The organism is Brucella haematophila, assembly GCF_005938105.1.
GTDB classification, from domain to species: Bacteria; Pseudomonadota; Alphaproteobacteria; order Rhizobiales; family Rhizobiaceae; genus Brucella; species Brucella haematophila.
Genome location: NZ_VCPE01000003.1, coordinates 493,551 through 514,071, shown reverse-complemented (window position 1 = coordinate 514,071; position 20,521 = coordinate 493,551). Strand labels below are relative to the sequence as shown.

Sequence of the window (20,521 nt, the reverse complement as noted above, 5' to 3'; positions counted from 1 at the left end):
ATATGCTGTCGGAAATATCAGTTGAGCCGCAATTCGGTCTCAGGATCAAAGAGATGGACGTTCTCGAGGTCGAGCATGACGTCGAACTCTTCACCGGGTTGGACTTTGTGGCTTGGCGGTAAAGCTGCCACGAGCCTTTGTGAACCCACCGTCCCGGTGACAATCAGTTCTGGCCCGGTGAGTTCTGCGATATCGCATTTCATACGCAATGCTACGCTGTGATCCCTGCGTTCCCGCCCGATTGCTTCTGACCGCACGCCCAGCAGGACCCGCTTGCCATGGGCAACGTTTGGTAGGCTGTTCACTGGAATGCTGGTGTTCGTTCCATCGATCGTCAGCCGATCCCCATTGAAAGTAGCTTCCAGCATGTTCATCGGTGGCGCACCGACAAATGTCGCCACATAAAGGGTTGCGGGTCGGTTATAGACATTTTCCGGCGTATCCAGCTGCTCGATGCGCCCATTGCGCATCACTGCAATGCGCGTCGCCAATGTCATCGCTTCGATCTGATCATGCGTGACATAGACCATGGTGGTCTTCATTAATTGATGCAGGCGCTTCAGCTCGGCGCGCATTTCCATGCGCAGTTTGGCGTCGAGGTTCGACAGGGGTTCATCGAACAGGAATAACTTCGGATGCCGCACCAGTGCGCGACCGATAGCAACACGCTGACGTTGCCCACCAGAAAGCTGTGCAGGCTTTCTATCGAGCAGGTTTTCGATCTGGAGAAGGCGCGCCGCCTCCAGAACAGCTTTTTCCCGTTCTGCTGTCGGCACTTTGCGCATTTCGAGACCGAAGCCGATATTGCGTCTCACATTCAGATTTGGGTACAGCGCATAGGACTGGAACACCATCGCCGTGTCCCTGTCCTTGGGGTGAACACCAACGATAGACCGCTCATCGATGCGAATATCACCGCTCGTTGGCTCTGCCAGACCCGCGATGATGTTGAGCAATGTCGATTTGCCGGAACCGGAAGCGCCCAGCAAAACCAGAAACTCACCACTGGCCAGCGATAGATCGATACCTTTGAGGATATCCGTCGGCCCAAAGCTCTTGCATACATTGCTTATAGTCAGGGTGCTCATGCAAGCGCTCCTTCGATATCTGATGTATAGGCCCGCGGGCTTGTGGAAATTGCCCTGGAGGCGCTGCGTGTGGCGGCGCGCAAACTTGCTTCAACCGGCTGCCCCTTGGCGAAAGACGCAAGGAAAGCCGCATTGAAGACATCGCCCGCACCAATGGTGTCGATAACCGTCACCTGCGGTGCATCCACCGATATAACACTGCCATTACGCTCGACCGCAAAAGCACCATTCGGGCCGCATTTGACGATAAAAAGGGCGCCGTTCGGCATAATCTGCGCTAGACTGCGTGCAGCCTCTATAGGATCAGCCGAATTTCCAAGATTGACCGTCTCAACCTCGTTGAACATAGCGAACTTGCAGCGTTTCAACCATGAGAGCGCGCGGCTTCGGTTCCGTTCAGTCCAACCTTCAACGGGCCAGCCAGTATCAAGGGCCACGTCGATATTGTGATGATCAGCCCAATCAAAAAACTGGTCATATGCATCGGCTAACCGGTCTGTCAGAAAGCTTCCGCACAGCAGCGCCAGACCGCCAGACAAGGCCTGCCCATCAAGCGCTGACAACGTGTCTTCATAGGAGAAATGCGGCAGATGACCGAGCGTCGTGAAAAACGTCCGCTCGCCATCTGGATGTGTGAGGCCGACTGACAGAGTGGTCTTGCCTGAAAACACCGCCCATTGTCGGGCATGATCACCGAAATTCTCGGCGAGCCAACGTCCAAACTGGTCCGAGCCGATATTTGCGGCCATCTGAAACGGCACATCCAGCGCCATAAGCGTCAGCGCGGAATTGCCCGCCGAGCCGCCGACGCGCAACTCATCATGACTGACGATGTTCTCGGTTCCCGGCTGCGGCCAGGCCGCAGTCGGGCCAAGGATCATGTCGACGTTGACGTTGCCGATAATTGCGATTGGCCTCACTCACTCGCTCCGTGTGATCTTGGAAGAGCGTACCGGCGTACCGGCATTTTCGACGCGCTCGTCGGCGAAAGCCATCATAAGCCGCTGTGCCACGGGCAGGATCTCAAATATCGCTGCAATCCCACTCGCTGCTGGTAAGGAAATTGTCACTGCTCCGGGAACAGGCAGCTCACCCGAAGCGTCGAACAGCACCAGTTTCGCACCGGCCTCGACAACAGACTGCGCCATTGCTGTCACCAGCGGTGCGGTCGCATCATCGGCTTTGAACAAGACGATGCCAACCTTTGGCGAGAGCATTTCCATCGGACCATGGCGCAACTGACCGCCTTCCAGAGAATAGCTCGGCACGCGCGAAAGCTCTGTAAAGCCGAGAGCGATTGCCTCCGCAACGCCTTGAAGACTGCGCCCTGACGTTACAATCGTACCGACGTCGGCTATGCTGGCAAGTGCTGTATCAATCGCAACAGTCTGTCGCGATTTCAATACGCTCAGCGCTGAATCCGGATCGTCTCCCAGCGCCGCAAATATGGCCAGATGCAGAGCAAAGCTGATTGTCAGGCTGCGGGTGGCGGCAAATGCCAGCTCTCCGCCGCCATGTCCCACCAGACAATCAACCTGCTTGCCAAGGAACGACCTGGCGTCGAGCGTAAGGCCGAAAATATCGCCATCGCCCTTTTTCTCGGCAAACCAGCGCACGACCTCAGCGCTTTCTCCAGACTGTGATGTGACCAGAACCGTCTTGCCCTCGATGGGCAGGGGCGCACCAAGTTGTTCCGAAAGCGGTATCGCGATTGCATCAATCTTATGGGCGCGATAAAGCGGCTCCACTGCACGACTGACAGCATGCGACCCGCCCATGCCCAACAGCAGCAGCTTACCCGTCTTGCGCAAACTCCGGGCGATCTTTTCAGCCTGCTCCCGATTGTTCTCGAAGGAAATCAGAGCATCGGCGAATTGACGTGCCATTTCCTTATCGATTGCGACAAGTCCTTCAGGACGCTGCTTTTGTGTATTCATTATCATCCTTTCACACCGCCGCTGGTCAGGCCGGATATAAGTGCACGCTGCATCAGAAGGCCGACAATAACCGGTGGCAATGCAGCCAAAACGCCTGCGGTTGCGATCAGACCGTAATCGGAAACACGTCCGCCAGCGAGATCGGCAATGGCAACTGTCAGTGTTCGCGCTCGCTGATCAGAAGTGAACAAAAGCGCATAGAAAAACTCATCCCAGCCGAGCAGGAATGCAAACAGTGCCGATGTTGCAACAATAGGCAATGCGAGCGGCAAGGTGATGATGCGCAATGTCTGGAAAAGACTTGCACCATCAATCATGGCAGCCTGTTCGATTTCCTGCGGTATGCCATCGAAGCCAGATTTCATCAGCCATGTGGTGAAAGGCGCGAGAATGGTGAGATAAACCAGCGAGAGACCAAACACCGAATTAAGCAAACCAAGTTTTGCGAGGACCATATAGAGCGGCACGGCAAGCGCCACCGGGGGCAGCATGTAGGTTCCAATAACCAGTGTCAGCGACCATCCTATGCGCGAGGTTCGCGAAACGGCCCAACCGGCGGGAATTGCAACGAGGATCGCGACCAATGTCGCCATGCCCGCCACTCTGAGACTATTGTACATCGATGCCACGAAGGCTGCGCCAGCGCTGTTCGGCACAGTGGACAACAGAGCCTGATAACGTGAAAAGTCTACCGTCGTGGGCCACCATTTGAGCGGACGCACAGACAAATCCGCCATTGGCGAAATGCTCATGACAAAAAGCCAGAACAATGGCGCGAGGATCACGACTGCCAGCACCAGTGCTGCGAAGTAAACCAAGAGAGTAGCGATTGGGCTTCGACGTTCCATTACGTTGCCGCTCCAGCCGTTTTGCGCACCAGAAATCCATAACCCAAAGCCAGAACCGTAACGATCAGCGTCACAATGAGCGCCAACGACGCGCCCGACCCGGCCCGCTGGAAGGAAAAGGCTTCCTGATAAACCAAAATAGAAAGTGTTCGTGTTGAATTGGCCGGGCCGCCACGCGTCATAATCCAGATGATGTCAAAGACCTTGAATGCCTCAATCGTGCGGAGCACCAAGGCCACCATCAATGGTCCTGCGAGATATGGCAGAATGACAAATCGGAAGCGGTTCAACGGACCCGCGCCATCCACAAGCGATGCGGCCGTTATGTCTCGCGGAACTGCTTGCAGCGCGGCCAATGCAATGAGGGCTACCAGCGGGAAATTCTTCCAGCAGTCGGCAACGATCAGGGCCGTCATTGCTGCTGAGGGTTCACCCAGCCATGACTGGTATTCCGAAATGATGCCAAGCTGGGTCAGCAGTGAATTGAGAGCACCATATTCAGGATTATAGATGAGGCGCCAAAGCGTTGCATTGACCACCGTTGGTAGCGCCCAAGGTAGAATGAGCAAGGCACGTAGAATAGTGCGCCCATAAAACTGCTGGTTCAACAAAAGTGCAGCCAGAACACCAAGAACCATTTCAGCCGTGACCGAGATGAGGGAGAACCAGGTCGTCGTCCAGAAGGCTCGCTGGAAATTAGAGCTGGACAGCATCTTGACGTAATTGGCGATGCCAACAAATTCGCCGCCAGTGCCGACAAGCTTTGCATCTGTGAATGACAGACGAACCGTTTCAAACATTGGCCAGCCGATCACACAGATCATGACGGCGAGTAACGGGAGCATCAGCAACCACGCTCGCGTTGTCATCCAGTTGCCGGACATTGTTTGCACCTCAGCCTGTATAAAAGAAGGGAGTGGATGCATGCGCACCCACCCCCGTCAGCATCTTAGAGTCCGCTGTTTTCAGCTGCGGATTTGAGGGCGTCTTCAGGCGAAGACTGTCCAAGCAAGGCTTCCTGAATGGACTGCTGCAAAGCCGTGGACATTTCTTGATACTTCGGTGTCGTCGGGCGCGGATACATGGCAGCCAGACCGAGCTTTGCAGCTGCAATCAGCTCTTCCTGACCCTTGGCCACAGCCGGATCATCATAGGACGATGCCCAGATTGGCAAAGACAGTTTCGCATAGTCGTTCTGGACTTTTTGCGATGTCATGAAGACGATGTACTTCCATGCGTCGTCGGGATGTTTGCTGGTGGTGGTCACACCTAGCCCCATTGAGCCGTTGACAGCCGAAACCTTGCTCTTGCCATCAACACCCGGCGCAGGCACGACACCCACTTTGCCAACGACCTTGCTTTCTGCAGGATCATTGACCTTGCTGTACATATAGGTCCAGTTCAGAGCGAAAGCGGCGTCGCCATTCTGGAACACCTTGCGCACATCTTCTTCAAGGAACTCTTTCGAATTCGGGTTGCTGAGGCCGGATTTATAGCTGTCCACCATATATTTGAGGGCGTCCAGTCCACCGTCCTTATCGAAGGCAGGCTTGCCGTCTTTCAGGAAGTCGCCCCCATAAGCACTCACCAATGTGGTGTAATCGCAAATTGCGGCTTCCGCCTGCGCCCAGCTCCAGGCAATCGGCGATGCCAGCAAGCCCTTGTCCTTGATGATCTTGGCCTGATCGTTAAGCTCGGCCCAGGTCTTTGGCGGATTGGTGATGCCAGCCTTCTCAAGGATTTCCTTGTTATAGAACAGATACTTGGTGTCCAGGATCCACGGCATGCCGTAATATTTGTCCTGATACTGAACCGTTGTCCACGCACCCGGCAGAACCCCCTTCTTCATCTCGTCCGTAATGCGCGACGAGACATCAACAAGCACATTGTTGCTTGCATATTCGGCTGGCCAAATCACATCGAACAGGACAACGTCATAGCCCTGCCCCGACCCTTGGGCCAGAACCGTTTTGTCATGCAGGCCTTCATAGGGCACGAATTCGAGATTGACCTTCACATCCGGATTGGCGGCCTGAAAGGCGTCCGTCATCGCGCGCACATCTGCTTCGCTATAAGCGGCCTGCGCCATGAACAGAGCGTTCAAGGTCGTCTCGGCAAAAGCGTGAGGGACGGAGAAAGCGGATACGGCCAGCGTACCCAGCAGGATCGTGTGAATTGATTTAAGCATGTTACCTCCCGTTAACTTGACTTAGGCCCGTGCAAAGTGCCCCGCACATTTGCCTCACTGCCACGAATTCAGAGCTGTTGTTCCACCGTTAAATGTTCATGTTCTTTATTAAGTCAAATCCATTGACTTAAACGTGTTATAAATATCTATTGGTGTCAAGAGGGATTGAGGATGCCAAGAAAGAGCGACATTCGGGCCACGAGCGGCACCAACCATGAAGGTACGAGCGCGCATAATCGCCGAGTGATTATTGACGCGCTGCGTCAGAACAGATCGCTTTCACGCGCCGAGCTTGCGCGTGCCACAAACCTCACAAAACAAACCATTTCCAACCTGATTGAAGGCTTGGAAGGCGACGGATTGGTGAGTTCGGAAAATGTCGTCAGGCAAGGTCGCGGACAACCGGCGACACCCTATCGGTTGGTGCCGGAGGGAGCCTTTGCATTGGGCGTCCAGATCGACCGTCATTTGACGCGGATTGTCGTCGTGAACTTGATCGGTGATGAAGTGATGCGGCGGGAAGCCGCCCTGCCCCCCGACAACCCTGAAGAGGGCTGCACTATCATTCTGGAGGAAATTTCCAAAGTACGGGCTGCACTCGCACTTAAGTTTCCTCATGGACACTATCGAATGTCAGGGCTTGGCGTCGCGATGCCCGGGCCCTTCGGCACCCCGGTTCCTGAAGATGACCGTTGGGTGATGAGTGCATGGCAATCTTTCCCATTGATCGACAGGCTCACCCAAAGCACTGGACTGACGGTGACGTTGCAGAACGATGCCACCGCCTGCGCACGTGCAGAAAAAATGGTCGGTCTCGCCGACGGGCTCGATAACGTTGTCTGCGTTTATATTGGATATGGCGTTGGTGCTGGTCTGATATTGAATGGAGAAATCTATACAGGCAGCAAGGGCAATGCGGGTGAAATCGGTACCATGCTGATGGCCAATCGCGGTCCGGGAACGCCGCTGGAACACCACGCCTCTCTCTCGTCACTCTACAAACATCTGCAACTCGATGAAGCGTTGCCCGATCTGTCTGCCGAACTTGAAACCATATTGATGCAGAACGATCCTCGCGTGGAAGCGTGGCTGGAACGGGCTGCTTTGGAACTCAGATCCGCCATCCATACGATAGAGGCGATCTTCGATCCCCAAACCGTTATTCTGTGTGGCGGAGCGCCGAAACTTTTGGCCAATCGGCTGGTAGACCGGATCGAGCCGCTTGTATCTTCCAGCGTTGACTATCCAGTTCGCACGCTGCCGCGTTTATTGGTCGGGATAACCGATATATGGGCGGTTGCTCGGGGAGCGGCATTGGAGCAGATCAGCAGACATTTTGACCCGCGCTTTGCTGCTCTTTTGAAAAGTGGAGCTTCTGCTTAAGGCCAGAGTGACAGGCTTTAGGTTGGGCAAATTGCCATGCAAACCGGCTATAGCCTTATCTTGAACAAACATGCGGTTTCAACTGTTCACATCCAACCATTTTGGCAAACCATGCGCTACGCGACCTGTCTGGGCTGCCAGCGCACAACTTTCAAGACTACCGAAACGCACAGCGCGGCCGGACAGTCCTGGACCGTAATGCGCGTATTTGCCGGAATTGGTCATCAGTGCCTTGGCTGTGACCGGGAAAACCGGCTCCGAAATCGAACACCAGCAGAGATCCGGAATGACCTGAACCCCTGCCGCTTCCAGTCTTTCCAGCGTGCCGTCCTCCCGTGCCATGGCGATAATCTTACGGCCTGCGGTTATGATGGTGGTTGTGATCGCTTTACCGCCTTGTAATGCCTCGGCAAAAGCGCGGCATTCTTCAAGCGAGGCATGTGGGCTGCCGATTGCGATGAGGTCCACAGCATCGGGACCATCGTTCAAAAGCTGCCATCCCGCCGCCATATCGGTTTTCGTGATACGTACCATGTCGGCTGCATGTGAAACCAGATGCGCTTCCGGCGTGACGCCTTCGACATGCAGCATGGGCGCAGCAGAAGTCGTGCCAAACGCGGCACATAAGGCCTTCAAATTCTCTGCTGTCGGCTTGGCATCCTCCAGCCCCCTCAGGAGCGGAATCCGGTCCGGCGAAACCTTGCCCGCCAGATAACCGATCAGTGGCCAGAATGCGTCATCACATGCTTTCGGCATCTCAATATGAACAATGCGCTCCGCAAACCGATACTGATCGAGATAGACACCGGACAGTGGTGCGCGCCCGGTAATCGCAATGCAAAGATCAAGGAAATCCGGATGTTTTGCCGTACGTGCCCCAAGCACAGTATTGGCATAAATGACCGCATTGCTTTCTGCCCATGCGATCATTTCACCCTGTTCCGGAGCCGTATCCAGAAGATATGGCGAGCAGGTAAACGTGTTCTGGCATCCCATCCGCACATAAGCGTCGGCAAGTCGGGCGGCAGGCCGTCCAAAACTTGCAGACACGCCTTGCGCCTGCCAATGCTCGTGATCGACGGAGATGGCATTCATCGTCGTCGGCACACGGACCTTCGCGCCCAAATCCGCCATTTTCTCGGCAAAGATCAAGTTGGCTGGGCTTGCATAAATGCAACCGTCGATATGAGCCTGTGCGACGTCGATCAGGCATTCGGCCCCTTGGTTTGCAGCCATGGCGCAGATGATTTCCATGGCAAGTTTGGTGACTTCCCCTTCTGCGCCCGCCATCATGGCTTGATCTGCATCAGTAAGAACGGGCCCCACTTCCTTCGACGTGGAAAGAGACAAACGAAAACCGGGCGCAGTTATTGCCGCTGGCGTGATCGCGACCTCAGTCTCGTTTCGCAAACGCTCCCACTCATCAGGCGCCAGACGCAGGACAGGCAATGAATGACCAAACATCTTGTCCGCAATCAACGCTCCAAGCGTCACCACGTCTTCAGCCTGGCAGAAGACAAGCGCAGCGGGCGCCATGCCGTTCAACGCAAGATCAAGCAGCACGCCGGAACCCGTGCAGGAACCGCGCGTCGATGGCATCATAAGCACAACGCCCTTGATGCTCTGCCCATGGAGCGGATGGTGCACGTCAATGATCTTGCCCGAAGCGGGATCGACACCGCCCCAGAAGCTGAGCGGCTCAGTTGTCGCGAGGATCGGCCCCTCGGCAGTTCCGGCCAATATGCTTCGGGCTGTTGTGTTCATAGTGAATAACCGCTTGCTGCTGCTATCGTTGAATGGATGCGAAGAACCATACTGGTCTTCCAATTTGGAAAGCGGGTCAAGCGGCTTGTTGTAGGAACTTCCAACGCTCCGATAAGACGGATGCGCAATCAAGCAATCTGGCCACCGGCTTTCAGGACTGCATCTCTCGTATCGACGTCAATTCTGGCGGCCTCGCCGATTGAAACGTCAATAATAGGAATTCCACTCGCCTCAATGACATGCCTTGCACCAATATCGCCGTGAAGAGCAGAAAGCGCCTGAAAAAGCTGGCGTGGTAGAATGCAAGGATTACCCCGCTCGCCCGCGTCAGTGACCGCGCGAATAACAGCATTTCCTTCAAGCTGACGAAAGCAATCAATCATTGTGCGGATGTGATGCGTATTGACCGCGGGCATATCGCCTAGATGGATCATCAGTCCGTCAGACTCTGACGGCATCGCCAAAAGGGCTGTCGTGATCGAACTCGCAATACCAGTTGCGTAGAGCGGATTGTGAACGATTGCGACATCCAGCCCCTGTAGCGCTACCGCGATATCGTCCGCCATATGGCCGGTGACGACGATGACACTGCCGCTGTCGGCTTGCATTGCAACCTCAACGGAACGGCGCACCAATGGTTTGCCGTCAAAAATGGCAAGCAGCTTGTTTGCACCCCCCATGCGTGAGGATCGCCCGGCAGCTAGCACGGCAACTGTGACCGTAATATCCCGCTTCATTTTCGTCCTGCCATCCCGGCGCAGTGCGTGCCGGGATGGCAGCCACTTATCCTAACCTTTGCGTACCACGCTTGTAACGCCCATGGCCATCACGAAACGCATCCACCAAACTGGGAACAGGCAAAAATTCCCGCTCTATTTCCGGCACCGTTGCAATTTCCGCCGACCGACAACGATCCCGAGGTGTTCAGCATCGCCGCAGTTGCAAACTGAAGACCGGGGGCAGATTAATCCAAATCAACACAATAAGTTAGAAAGTAATAAATCCAATTATATAGCATGAACCGGAAATTGCATAAATCCGGCCTCTGCCTTTCATGGTAAGATATGGCGTTAATTTCGTTCACTCAGAACGCAATATGAACCTGCTTTATTCCGACATAATCCAGCATTCGATAGATCTCGTGAGCGATGGAAAAGACCTCCGGTCATTGGAGAAGCGGAGCCTGTAGTGTCAACCGATCTTGAGAAAAAGCAGCGCAGAATGCGCAGTCTTCCGACCATGATCATTGTGGCCAAACATACGCTTGCACGCACATGTGTCGTTAAATTCCTCGCTCACGAACTCGCCGGATGGGACTTCATCGATATGGCTTCGACCGCCGAACTGGCCAAAGCGATTGGCAGGGACGTCGCCCTTATCGCTCTGGATCTGGCGGAGCGTGCAATCGATAGCCCAACCCTGCTGGACGATTTGTTGGCGGCTCAAACCCATTTTCCGGCAGCCTCCATTGCCTTGCTCTCTAATCGGGATGATATCCTCATGGAGTCGGAAGCGATCAAAATGGGAGTACGAGGCTTCTTCACATCGTCTCTTCCGGTGGAAATCGCCTTGGCCGGTGTACGGTTGGTGCTCGCAGGCGGCGTATTCTGTCCGCATCCGCTGGGTGCACAGACCAGCTTTCAGCCGACAATCTCCATCACTGGCAAATCAGCTCTGGAAGAACCAAATGTCAATGATAATGAAACCATGAACCACACTCCCCGACAGGCAGCCATAGCGGGTTTTACACCGCGGGAAGTCGATGTACTTACCGAACTTCAGCGCGGTCATTCAAACAAGATTATTGCGGAAAAGCTCAACATGTCGGGCAATACCGTGAAGATGCATCTGCAACATATCATGCGGAAGCTGCGCGTGCAGAACCGAACAGAGGTAGTGCTTCTGCTTGGCTCAAGAACCTCTCCCGGTATGAACACAGTGCAATAGACAAAGCCAATTTCAGTTCTCGCGGAAAGCGCGATGGAAACTATCAAGCAATGGCCTGACAGCGTAAAGAGCGACGCTGCTCTCGCCAGTCTCGATCAAAGCTTGTACTGGCATTCCGGGGATCATCTCTATGTCCCCTGCCTGCATCAATTCATCATCGGTGACACGGATGGTTGCGGCATAGAAGGGCTGACCCGTCACCTTGTCCAACAGACGATCAGCCGAAACATAAGTGACCTTCCCTTTCAAAAGCGGCACGCGCCGCTGATCATAAGGCAACAGATGCACTTGCGCATTCAGACCCGGATGCACAAGATGGATATCTTCGGGTCTGACATGGGCAGACACGACCATATTGCCGTCCTGCGGCACCAGATCGAGCAACGGTTCACCTGCACCAATCACTCCGCCTGTAGTATGAATGCGCAGATCCATGACAATTCCCGTCTCTGGCGCCTTGATCGCCGTGCGGTTCAACTGATCATCAATGGCGCGATATCGCTCGTTCAATAAAAACAGCTGGTTTTCAGTGTCACGCAGTTCCTTTGCGATCTCATTTTGCCGGTCGCTTTCCAGCTTGATGAGATTGGCCTGCGCCTCATTGATAACCTGATAAGCACGGGAAATCTGAGCCGTCGTTTCTCCGAATTGTCCGTCAAGGTCGGCTTTTTCCCGCGCGAGGTTCAACAGGCTCGTTTTGCGTTCAAGACCTTTCCTGACCAGTGGATCGATCATGTCCAACTGCTGACGTGTAATTTCCACCCGCGACGACAACGCCAGTTTCTGGGCTACCAGACCGGTGATCTCCTGCTTCACCTGCTCCATTTTTTCATGCGTGATGGCGATTTCAGATTGATAGACATCGCGCCGTGCTTCGAAAATTCTGCGTTGCCCCACCACAATCGCGTTTACTGCCGGATTTTTCGAGACAAGCCGCACCAGTTCTGGTGAAAAGGCGAGCTGCGCCTCATTTCCCTGCTCCGCGACCAGCCGTGCGCGGCTTGCCTCAGCATCCCACAATTGACCTTGTACGCCAACAAGCTCCGTCCGCGGCTTGGTATCATCAAGCTTGATCAACACCTGCCCGGAAAAAACCAGATCTCCATTATGGACATAAATCTGCTGGACGATGCCGCCTTCCAGATGCTGAATGGTTTTACGACTGGTCTCTGCTTCGACGACACCCACAGCAACCGCCGCACTTTTGAGCGGTGCAAGAATTGCCCATAATCCAAACCCGGCTAAGAACGTCAGAACGAGCAAGTTTCCTGTCCAGGCAACCCCGCGCAGCCTTGGTCGGGACGTCACAGGTGCTGGCAATGTCTTGCGTTGATTCAGAAGTGTCGGCGGAGACGCGAGCCGCCACAACATCAGCTGTAGCGCAAACAACTCCAGACGGGATTTGAGAACGTTTACGACCCTCAATGGAACGTCGAGATGGACCAGTGCCATGGCATTGCTCCTTCATGGCCCGGTTTTCGCGGGAACGCGAAGGAAAGCGTCGAAAATTTTCTCGCTATCGCCAAAGGCGCTGACCATACCATCACGCATCACGGCGATCTTGTCGGTCACGGGCAAGATGCCCATTCGATGGGTAATGATGACAATTGTAATCTGCCTGCATTTCATGCGCTCTATCGCGTCAAACAGCAGACGTTCGCCTTCATAGTCGAGACTTGAATTCGGATCGTCGAGCACCACGAGAGGTGGATTTCCATAGGCAGCACGGGCCAATCCCAATTGCTGTCGCTGCGCCCGGAGGAGAAGAGCGCCGCCTTCGCCGATATCCGTCTCATACCCTTGCGGCAACCGCATGATCGCTTCATGCAGCCCAACCAGTTTTGCCGCCTCGATCACCTTTTGTGGGTCCGAACCATCAAGCCGACCAATGACATCCTTGATCGCACCGCCGAAAAGCTCAATGTCCTGAGGAAGATAGCCAATGTGACGAGCATTGTCGCAGTGTCGTAGCAGGGAAATGTCGATACCGCCCAAAAGGGCGCATCCGCATGTCGGCCGTGAAACGCCCGCCATAATCCGCCCCAGTGTGGATTTGCCTGAGCCGGAAGGGCCAATCAGTGCCACACAATCGCCCGCCGCCACCTGAAACGACACGCCCCGCAGAATGAAACGATCCGATGTCGGCAACCGATAACCGACATTGTCGAGAACCAGCTGGCCCCTGGGTTCTGGCACAAGAATTGTTCGCCTGTCCTCCCCGGGGACAATCAGCGTGAGCATCCGGTTCAGGCGACTGAACGCGCCGCGAACAAAAGCCAGTGCCCGCCAGGCCCCGATCGCTCCCTCAACCGGTGCCAATCCACGCCCGAGAAGCAGGCTGGCTACAAAAATAATTCCGGGATTGCTGTTGTTTTGAAGCACGAGCCATGTGGCGGCACCCATCATCACAATTTGGGTCAATGTCCGCACTGATTTCGAAACCGCCAGAACCACCTCGGTTCTTCGCGCCACACTGTCCTGAGCAGCTCTGACAGCTTCCGCGTCCCGGTAGATGAGGTGCGCCGCACCGTGCTGCATGCCCATGGCGCGAATAACGCCGATATATTTCAGCGCCATTGTGAAGCGAGAGTGGCTTCGTGCCTGTGCAAGGTTTGCCTGTTCGTTCAATTCCCGTGTCACAAACTCGTTGAGCATCGCCAAAAACAGCAAGATCACAGCGCTGCCCAGCCCGATAGAACCAAGCAGCGGGTGAACCAGAAAGAGCAATGCAAGGAAAACCGGAGCCCATGGGAGGTCGAACAACAACGCGCAGGAGGGTGAATCCAGAAACTGCCGCAAGACCGAAAGGTCCCGATAATGTTCGGCGGCGGCTCCAGCGTCAGCACGTGCCGCATATTCGAACGAGGCGTTCATGACGACAGGGCGCAACTGGTGATCGAGCCAGCTACCAATCCGGGACAAAGCGGCGCGCCGCACGATATCGAGTAGAGACCCAACCACGACTGCCACGGCGATGATGAGCGTCAGCATCAACAGGGTGTCGACACTGCGGCTCGATAGAACGCGATCATAAATCTGGAGGAGATAGATGGAAGGTGCGAGCAGGAAAATATTGTATCCGCAACTATAGGCAAACACCAAACCAAAGGCACCGTAACACCGACGCAGCGCTGCGACCAAAGGGGTCACCATATAACGAGGTTGCGCGAATGCCGCCGTCATCGTCCAATCTCCGTTGACATACCGGGCTTGCACAATCGGTGCGAATGCTCGCAACGCATCTTCAGCTTAGGGGCATAGTCCGGTAAAACGGGAGAGCAGCGGCCTAAGCCGTTGCTCCCGGATCGAATTTCTCTTGTTCCAAGCGAAAACCAACTGCCGATCAGATCGGCATGTGGCTCAGATCAATATCGTGGAAATTGTCGTTAAAGCTATTAACAAAGCTCGCGATATCGTTGGTGGTCGTCGTTGTGGTGTGGGTTTCTGGATTTGAGTGCACGAGTGCAGCCGAGATATCGCCACCACGAGCCATGTTTCCGTTACCACCATTACCGCCAACGCCAGCAAGAATAGTGGCGTGCTGGTCGGCAAGAAGCGAGGTATATTGAACAGCGCTTGTATCGGCAGTCGCAGCGCCTACGTTGCCACCACTGGACGAGCCAAGGCTGCCATTGGAGTTTGCATCACCACCAGCTCCGCCATCACCGTTATTGGTGATATTGGCGAGGAAACCATTGGCTGCATCGGCTCCGCCGCCATGACCGGCATGGCCTGCGTCCCAACTTGCGCTTAACCACGGGGAATCGCCGCTGTGTACATCTACAGTAGCGCCTGCCACGCTTTGGGTATTGGCCACGACTGCACTGGGGTTGTAGTTGATATTACCGTAGTTATAGCCATCAGCACCGTTACCGGCATTGGCGTCACCGGCATGCACGTCACTGAGATGAATTGTGTCGGATACTTGTGGAATAGGCATCGCTTTATTCCTCCCTGTTTTGGCCCCTGCCCTGTTTCGGTTGAACCCCGGTCCTGGTCTCCCAAAGCGCCCATAAGTTGGCGTAACGAAATCGGGCGGCCGACCGCGCTTAAAGAGTGCGCGTATTGTACATGTGCGAATAGCTAGAAATTCGGATATCTACTTTAGGGTGGGTCCGCTTAGGCGGATCATGCATGCAGAAGTGCAAGAATATCGTGAGCAAGCATATCGTGGCTTGTATCCGATAGATTGTCGTGACCACCCGCGCCACCAATGCCAGCCAGTTGAAGTGCATGCTGGTCGACAAGCAGATGATCTACCTGTTGGGCATCAGCCGTTCCGCCAGCTGGAACCGCAATATTGATCGGATGGAAATAGCCGACATTCACATCCACCAGACTTCCGGCCGAAACCCCATTCCCACCGCCTCCCGCAGCAGAATTACCCGTAAAAATAGTATCTGACGCCAGGTTGAACCCGCCGCCACTACCGCCAATTCCGGCGATCTGCGTACCACCCTGATCGAAAATCACATTATTCGTCTGATGTGCATCCGCATTGCCACCAGCGGCTGCGACGGCGATGTTAATGGGCGAGAAGATCGCCACATTCACGTCGATCATGGTGCCTGCGAAAATGCCCGCACCACCATGTCCGGCATAGTTGTCGCCAGTAAATACATAGGTACTACCCGTATCGGTATGCATCGGCGATGCGGATACCGACCCGGCATAGTTATGATCACCGCCAGAGCCGCCAATACCCGCCATCTGGTCTGCACCTTGCAGAAAGGCGGCGTTGTTGGTCTGGTTGGCGGACGCGACAGAATGCGCCCCGCCCGCGACTGCCGTATTGACCGGGGCGAAAACTGCGACATCGGAGCTGACAAGTCCGCCAAGAAAGATACCGTCGCCGCCGCTTCCCGCGTGGTTGGATGTAGCCCCTTCCGTGCTGCCGATAGCGGCATTGCCGCTTCCGCCATCACCGCCCATCCCCGCCATTTCAGCAACATGCTGATTGATCAGGGCACTGTTGAACTGGTCAGCACCAGCTTCGGCGCCCGGACCAGCAATTGCGGTATTTGAGGGCACGAAAACAGCAGAAGCATCGCTACTGATCACACCGACGCTCAGTCCCATTCCGCCACTTCCTGCCGAACTACCGGGGGTACTCGATGCGACATCGAAAGGCAGCCACGTCGGAACGAGTGCCAGATGCCCCGCAGCTGTACCCAACGCTGTGTTTTGCACACTACCGGCATTCAGGCTATCATTTTCGTTGGATATGGGACGCAGCTCAGTCATCACCCTTTCTCCTCACCAGCTTTCGGCCCTCGAGGCTCTCAAGGATCCTTTGTTCCACAGCTATTGTGCCTTGAATTGCCACAAAAGAAGAGCCGGCAATCCGTCTACATCCATATGGGTAGGGTATGTATCGCGGTCGGAACCGATAACGCGCCTGAAAAATATCGTCGGCTAAAAATAAGTTATCTCTTAAGTATTTCCGCTTCCTACAACCTAGGATAATGTAAAAATTGCAAGTGCCGCTTTGAGTAAAGGGGAACGGATATGTGTATATTGCATCTGATCGCTACGGCGGATGTCCCCTTTAGCCCTCTTCGAATTCGGCACTCATTATCTGATGCTCCACATTCTGGGGAATAATCCATGAGCCAATCAGTTCACCCACTTTTGCGTCTGCGAGACGGCCATCACGCGCATGTTACATATGAGGAGCTTTTCTTCGATCTCGTTTATGTCTTCGCGGTTACACAGCTTAGCCACACGCTGCTTCATCACCTGACAGCCTGGAGTGCACTAGAAACACTCGTTCTCTGGTTCGCGGTCTGGCTCGGCTGGCAATATACCTGCTGGGTCACAAACTGGTTTAATCCCGAGCAACCAAAATTGCGCTTTGTTTTGTTCTTCTGTATGGCGCTGGCGCTGGTTATGGCGGCCTCGATACCAGACGCATTTGGCAAAAGCGGTCTTATTTTTGCCGGTTGCTATGTTGCAATGCAACTTGGGCGGACAGGCTTCATCGTCTGGCAATTGGGGAGTGACCACCCGCTGACGGCCAATTACCGGCGAATGCTGGGCTGGCTTGTCATCTCCGGCTGCTTCTGGATCGGCGGAGCCTTGGCAGAAGGTGAATTGCGACTGGCCCTTTGGGTCGTCGCGGCACTTTGTGAATATGTTTCACCGATGATTGGCTTTGCTCTGCCCGGCATGGGGCGCTCGCAGGTCAGCGACTGGACCATCGAGGGCGGACATCTTGCGGAGCGTTGCCAGCTCTTTGTTATTGTCGCGCTGGGTGAAAGCCTGCTGGCGACGGGAGCCACACTTGCAGGTGCAGAAAACTGGAACATTGCCGAGCTATCCGCGATGCTCGCCACTTTTCTCGGCACCATCGCCATGTGGTGGCTTTATTTTGGCACCTCAAGCAAAGACGCGACCGCGCGTATCACGCGAGCCCGCGATCCAGGGAAGATAGGCGCCTATTTCCACTACATTCACGCCATCCTGATATTCGGTATCATCGTGAGCGCCGTGGGCAATGATCTTGCCATGGAGCATCCTGCCGAACACGCCAGCCTCGCTGAAACTCTCGTCATAGCAATCGGTCCCGCCATCTATTTGATCGGCAGTGCCATCTATAAATATGTCGTCTATGGCCGCGTGCCCCTTTCCCATATCGGGGGTGTCATCTTGTTGGCGCTCATTGCACCTTTCGGGCAGAGCGCCGATCTACTCACCCTTGGATGGCTGACAACAGCCATTCTCTTCGGTATCGGCTTGTGGGAAAGTCGCACAAAAAGCCAGAACGCCTTGCACGAAAGCGGCGCCCACCCATGAGGGTGGCCGCCAAGTTCGCCATAACATAGCTGCCTTACCGGATTGCTGCGGCGCATCAACGAATGCGCCGCAGTAGCCTTTCACGGTAAGTATCGACAATTACGGCAAGTATAATCACTGCACCAATGATGATCGGCTTATAATTGTCACCGATGCCGAGCAATTGCAGGCCGGTGGCCAGGACTTGCAAAATGCATGCGCCCGCGAGTGTGCCAACAATGGAGCCTTTTCCTCCGAACAGACTGGTTCCACCGATAATGACCGCTGCAATCGCGTTCAATTCGTAACCAATACCGGCAATCGGGCTGCCAATATTCAAACGCAACAGATAGACAATTGCTGCAATGCCGGCAGTTACCCCCGAAATAACAAATGCAGCAATTTTATACGTATCGGGATTATGTCCCGACAGACGCACTGCCTCGTCATTGGCCCCGACCGCATAGATCATGCGACCGAAGACGGTAAACCGCAGAATGAACCAGCCAACAAAAATCACGGCAACTGCAACGAGAAAGATAGAAGGCAGAAAACCACCGATTATGAGATTACCGAAATCGACGAAGCCTTGCGGCAGTCCGGTAATCGTCGAGTTATTGGACACCACGCGCGCCGCGCCAGCGGCGATATTGAGCATGCCAAGCGTCACAATGAAGGAAGGTATCTTCCAGAAAGTCGACACCTTTCCATTGATAAACCCACAAAGCCCGCCAACTGCAATACAGGCTAGTATAGCAAGCGGGATCGATAGAGCAGGCTCCATACCTGACGTCATGATAAGCGCGCCGATAACCGTACACAACGCCAGTACCGAACCAACCGAGAGATCAATCCCCCCCGTTAGAATGACGAAGGTCATGCCTGCCGCAAGCACCGTATTGATGGCGATCTGGACGAATATCTTCAACGCATTGCCCGGCGTGGCGAAATAAGGCGCGGTGAAGGAAAATACCAGCGTGATCAACAAAAGAGCCAGAAAGACGCCTGCGTCTCGCAACAGGAAACGCTTCAACCTCTGGCGGTCAGTCGCAACGGGCTTCTCGGAGATAGACGGCTTATCTGTCATGCTTGAACATGCTCCTGATAGGCAAGTGAGAGAATACGCTCCTGGTCAAACTGCGACCGCTGCAATTCTCCCACCAGCTTGCCGTTGGAAAAAACGATTATGCGGTGGCACATGCCGATGAGCTCCGGCAAATCCGAAGAGATCATGATGATCGCTTTCTGGTTTGCGGTCAGCATCCAGAGTAGTTGATAGATTTCGCGTCTGGCACCGACATCGACGCCTCGCGTCGGCTCATCCAGTATCAGTGTAGAGGAGCCGCGAAACAGCCATTTCGCAAGAACGACCTTTTGCTGGTTTCCGCCTGACAGATTGCGCACCGAAGTGTCTATCGAGGCCGTTTTAATCCGCAGCTGTTCGATCAGTTTCGTAACGGCAGTTTTTTCCGCGCCTTTGTCCAGCAATCCCCCATGAGAGATTTTTTTCAGATCGGTGATCGTCGCATTTAGGTCCACGGGCATGTCGAGCATCAGCCCCTGGCCCTTGCGGTCTTCGGTCAGAAAGCCAAGCCCATTTCTGACGGCATCCTTGGGGTCGCGAATATTCACCGGCCTGCCGTCTACACGGATTTGCCCGCCGCCTTTTGGATCAGCGCCAAAGATCGCGCGCATAATCTCGGTTCGGCCTGATCCAACCAGACCTGCCACACCAAGAATCTCGCCCCGGCGCACTGTAAAGGACACCGCGATAGCTTGCATCGCTCGCGTGACGTTCTCAACCTCCAAAGCGACCGAACCCGGCCTGATAGACGGATCGAAGCTGTATTCATCCGCGATATCCCTGCCAATCATCATGCGAACCAGATGGGGCACGGTAAGCCCCTGTAATGATCGCGTTTCGACCAAACGACCATTGCGCAACACAGTGACCCGATCGCCGATTTCGAAGACTTCATGCAAGCGGTGCGAAATGTAAATGATCGTTACGCCCTTGGCCTTCAATCTTCCGATAATGGCAAAGAGCCGCTCGATTTCCGGTGGAGTCAGTGTCGCCGTCGGCTCATCAAGGACCAGAAGCTTGCTGTCATAGCCAAGCGCCTTTGCAATTTCGACCAATTGCATTTGCGCGACGCCCAGTTCGGAAACGAGTGTGCGCGGATCGAGGGCCAGACCAACCTCGTCCAGCAACTCAGAAGCACGCCGGTTTAGCGCTGTGCGATCCACAAGACCGTAGCGCCGCGGAAGACTCTCCAGCATCAAATTTTCTGCTATGGAAAGATGTGGGAGCAGGTTGAGTTCCTGATGAACAATCCGAATGCCCTGGACCTGCGCATCATGCGGCGTTTTCGGCTTATAGGGCTGATCATTCAGGAAAATTTCGCCCGTATCCGGTTGATAGATGCCAGCGAGCAACTTGATGAGCGTGGACTTACCGGCACCGTTTTCACCGAGAATGATATGTGTTTCGCCGCGCATCAGTTGCAGGTTGATACCATCCAGAGCGACCACGCCCGGAAAGATCTTGCCAACGTTATCCAGTTTCAAGATCGCGTCGGCTGATTGCATGAC

17 protein-coding genes are annotated in these 20,521 nt (G+C 54.7%); 3 read left to right on the top strand and 14 right to left on the bottom strand.

Translation table 11 applies throughout. The features are described 5' to 3' along the window. Positions 1–17 precede the first annotated feature (17 nt). The 6 genes from FGI60_RS07490 to FGI60_RS07465 form a co-directional block, all read right to left on the bottom strand. Complete coding sequence (locus tag FGI60_RS07490; protein WP_138784620.1) at positions 18–1,088, bottom strand: ABC transporter ATP-binding protein; 1,071 nt, start codon at positions 1,086–1,088, stop codon at positions 18–20. Beyond that, positions 1,085–2,008, bottom strand: a complete 924-nt coding sequence (locus FGI60_RS07485; protein WP_138784619.1) for a carbohydrate kinase family protein — start codon at positions 2,006–2,008, stop codon at positions 1,085–1,087. The genes FGI60_RS07490 and FGI60_RS07485 overlap by 4 nt, the downstream gene beginning before the upstream one ends. Further along, positions 2,009–3,025 (bottom strand): SIS domain-containing protein, encoded by a 1,017-nt coding sequence (locus FGI60_RS07480; protein ID WP_138784618.1) that lies wholly within the window; start codon positions 3,023–3,025, stop codon positions 2,009–2,011. A gap of 2 nt (positions 3,026–3,027) precedes the next feature. Further along, complete coding sequence (locus FGI60_RS07475) at positions 3,028–3,873, bottom strand: carbohydrate ABC transporter permease (protein ID WP_138784617.1); 846 nt, start codon at positions 3,871–3,873, stop codon at positions 3,028–3,030. Beyond that, a complete protein-coding gene (locus tag FGI60_RS07470; RefSeq protein WP_138784616.1) occupies positions 3,873–4,757 on the bottom strand; it encodes a carbohydrate ABC transporter permease in 885 nt (294 codons plus the stop codon). Before FGI60_RS07470 ends, FGI60_RS07475 begins: the two co-directional genes overlap by 1 nt. A gap of 65 nt (positions 4,758–4,822) precedes the next feature. Beyond that, complete coding sequence (locus tag FGI60_RS07465) at positions 4,823–6,061, bottom strand: extracellular solute-binding protein (RefSeq protein WP_138784615.1); 1,239 nt, start codon at positions 6,059–6,061, stop codon at positions 4,823–4,825. A 171-nt stretch (positions 6,062–6,232) separates the two neighbouring features. Between FGI60_RS07465 and FGI60_RS07460 the strand changes: the two genes are divergently transcribed. After that, positions 6,233–7,444 carry an ROK family transcriptional regulator gene (locus FGI60_RS07460; protein ID WP_138784614.1) on the top strand — a complete coding sequence of 404 codons (1,212 nt, stop codon included), beginning with the start codon at positions 6,233–6,235 and terminating at the stop codon, positions 7,442–7,444. A 78-nt stretch (positions 7,445–7,522) separates the two neighbouring features. Here the strand turns inward: FGI60_RS07460 and lhpI are convergent, their stop codons facing one another. Next, positions 7,523–9,208: a cis-3-hydroxy-L-proline dehydratase gene (lhpI, locus tag FGI60_RS07455; RefSeq protein ID WP_138784613.1), complete on the bottom strand. Its 1,686-nt coding sequence runs from the start codon at positions 9,206–9,208 to the stop codon at positions 7,523–7,525. Positions 9,209–9,336: 128 nt separating this feature from the next. After that, positions 9,337–9,945, bottom strand: a complete 609-nt coding sequence (locus tag FGI60_RS07450; protein WP_138784612.1) for a nucleotidyltransferase family protein — start codon at positions 9,943–9,945, stop codon at positions 9,337–9,339. Positions 9,946–10,447: 502 nt separating this feature from the next. Here FGI60_RS07450 and FGI60_RS07445 point away from each other — a divergent pair. Next, a complete protein-coding gene (locus tag FGI60_RS07445) occupies positions 10,448–11,155 on the top strand; it encodes a response regulator transcription factor (RefSeq protein ID WP_138784664.1) in 708 nt (235 codons plus the stop codon). 12 nt (positions 11,156–11,167) lie between these two features. On the opposite strand, the gene FGI60_RS07440 is transcribed toward FGI60_RS07445, so the two are convergent. The 4 genes from FGI60_RS07440 to FGI60_RS07425 form a co-directional block, all read right to left on the bottom strand. Next, on the bottom strand, positions 11,168–12,607 hold the full coding sequence (locus FGI60_RS07440; RefSeq protein WP_138784611.1) for an HlyD family type I secretion periplasmic adaptor subunit: 1,440 nt from the start codon (positions 12,605–12,607) through the stop codon (positions 11,168–11,170). Positions 12,608–12,619: 12 nt separating this feature from the next. Continuing rightward, the gene (locus FGI60_RS07435; RefSeq protein WP_138784610.1) at positions 12,620–14,338 is read right to left on the bottom strand and encodes a type I secretion system permease/ATPase; all 1,719 of its coding nucleotides are present in this window, start codon (positions 14,336–14,338) and stop codon (positions 12,620–12,622) included. Positions 14,339–14,498: 160 nt separating this feature from the next. After that, on the bottom strand, positions 14,499–15,095 hold the full coding sequence (locus tag FGI60_RS07430; RefSeq protein ID WP_078337318.1) for a PE-PGRS family protein: 597 nt from the start codon (positions 15,093–15,095) through the stop codon (positions 14,499–14,501). Positions 15,096–15,283: 188 nt separating this feature from the next. Next, positions 15,284–16,399 (bottom strand): hypothetical protein, encoded by a 1,116-nt coding sequence (locus FGI60_RS07425; protein ID WP_138784609.1) that lies wholly within the window; start codon positions 16,397–16,399, stop codon positions 15,284–15,286. Positions 16,400–16,762: 363 nt separating this feature from the next. Between FGI60_RS07425 and FGI60_RS07420 the strand changes: the two genes are divergently transcribed. Then, positions 16,763–17,950 carry a low temperature requirement protein A gene (locus FGI60_RS07420; RefSeq protein ID WP_138784608.1) on the top strand — a complete coding sequence of 396 codons (1,188 nt, stop codon included), beginning with the start codon at positions 16,763–16,765 and terminating at the stop codon, positions 17,948–17,950. A 55-nt stretch (positions 17,951–18,005) separates the two neighbouring features. Here the strand turns inward: FGI60_RS07420 and FGI60_RS07415 are convergent, their stop codons facing one another. Further along, positions 18,006–19,016, bottom strand: coding sequence for an ABC transporter permease (locus FGI60_RS07415; RefSeq protein ID WP_138784607.1), 1,011 nt, complete (start codon positions 19,014–19,016; stop codon positions 18,006–18,008). Further along, positions 19,013–20,518 (bottom strand): sugar ABC transporter ATP-binding protein, encoded by a 1,506-nt coding sequence (locus tag FGI60_RS07410; protein ID WP_138784606.1) that lies wholly within the window; start codon positions 20,516–20,518, stop codon positions 19,013–19,015. The genes FGI60_RS07415 and FGI60_RS07410 overlap by 4 nt, the downstream gene beginning before the upstream one ends. Positions 20,519–20,521: the final 3 nt, after the last annotated feature.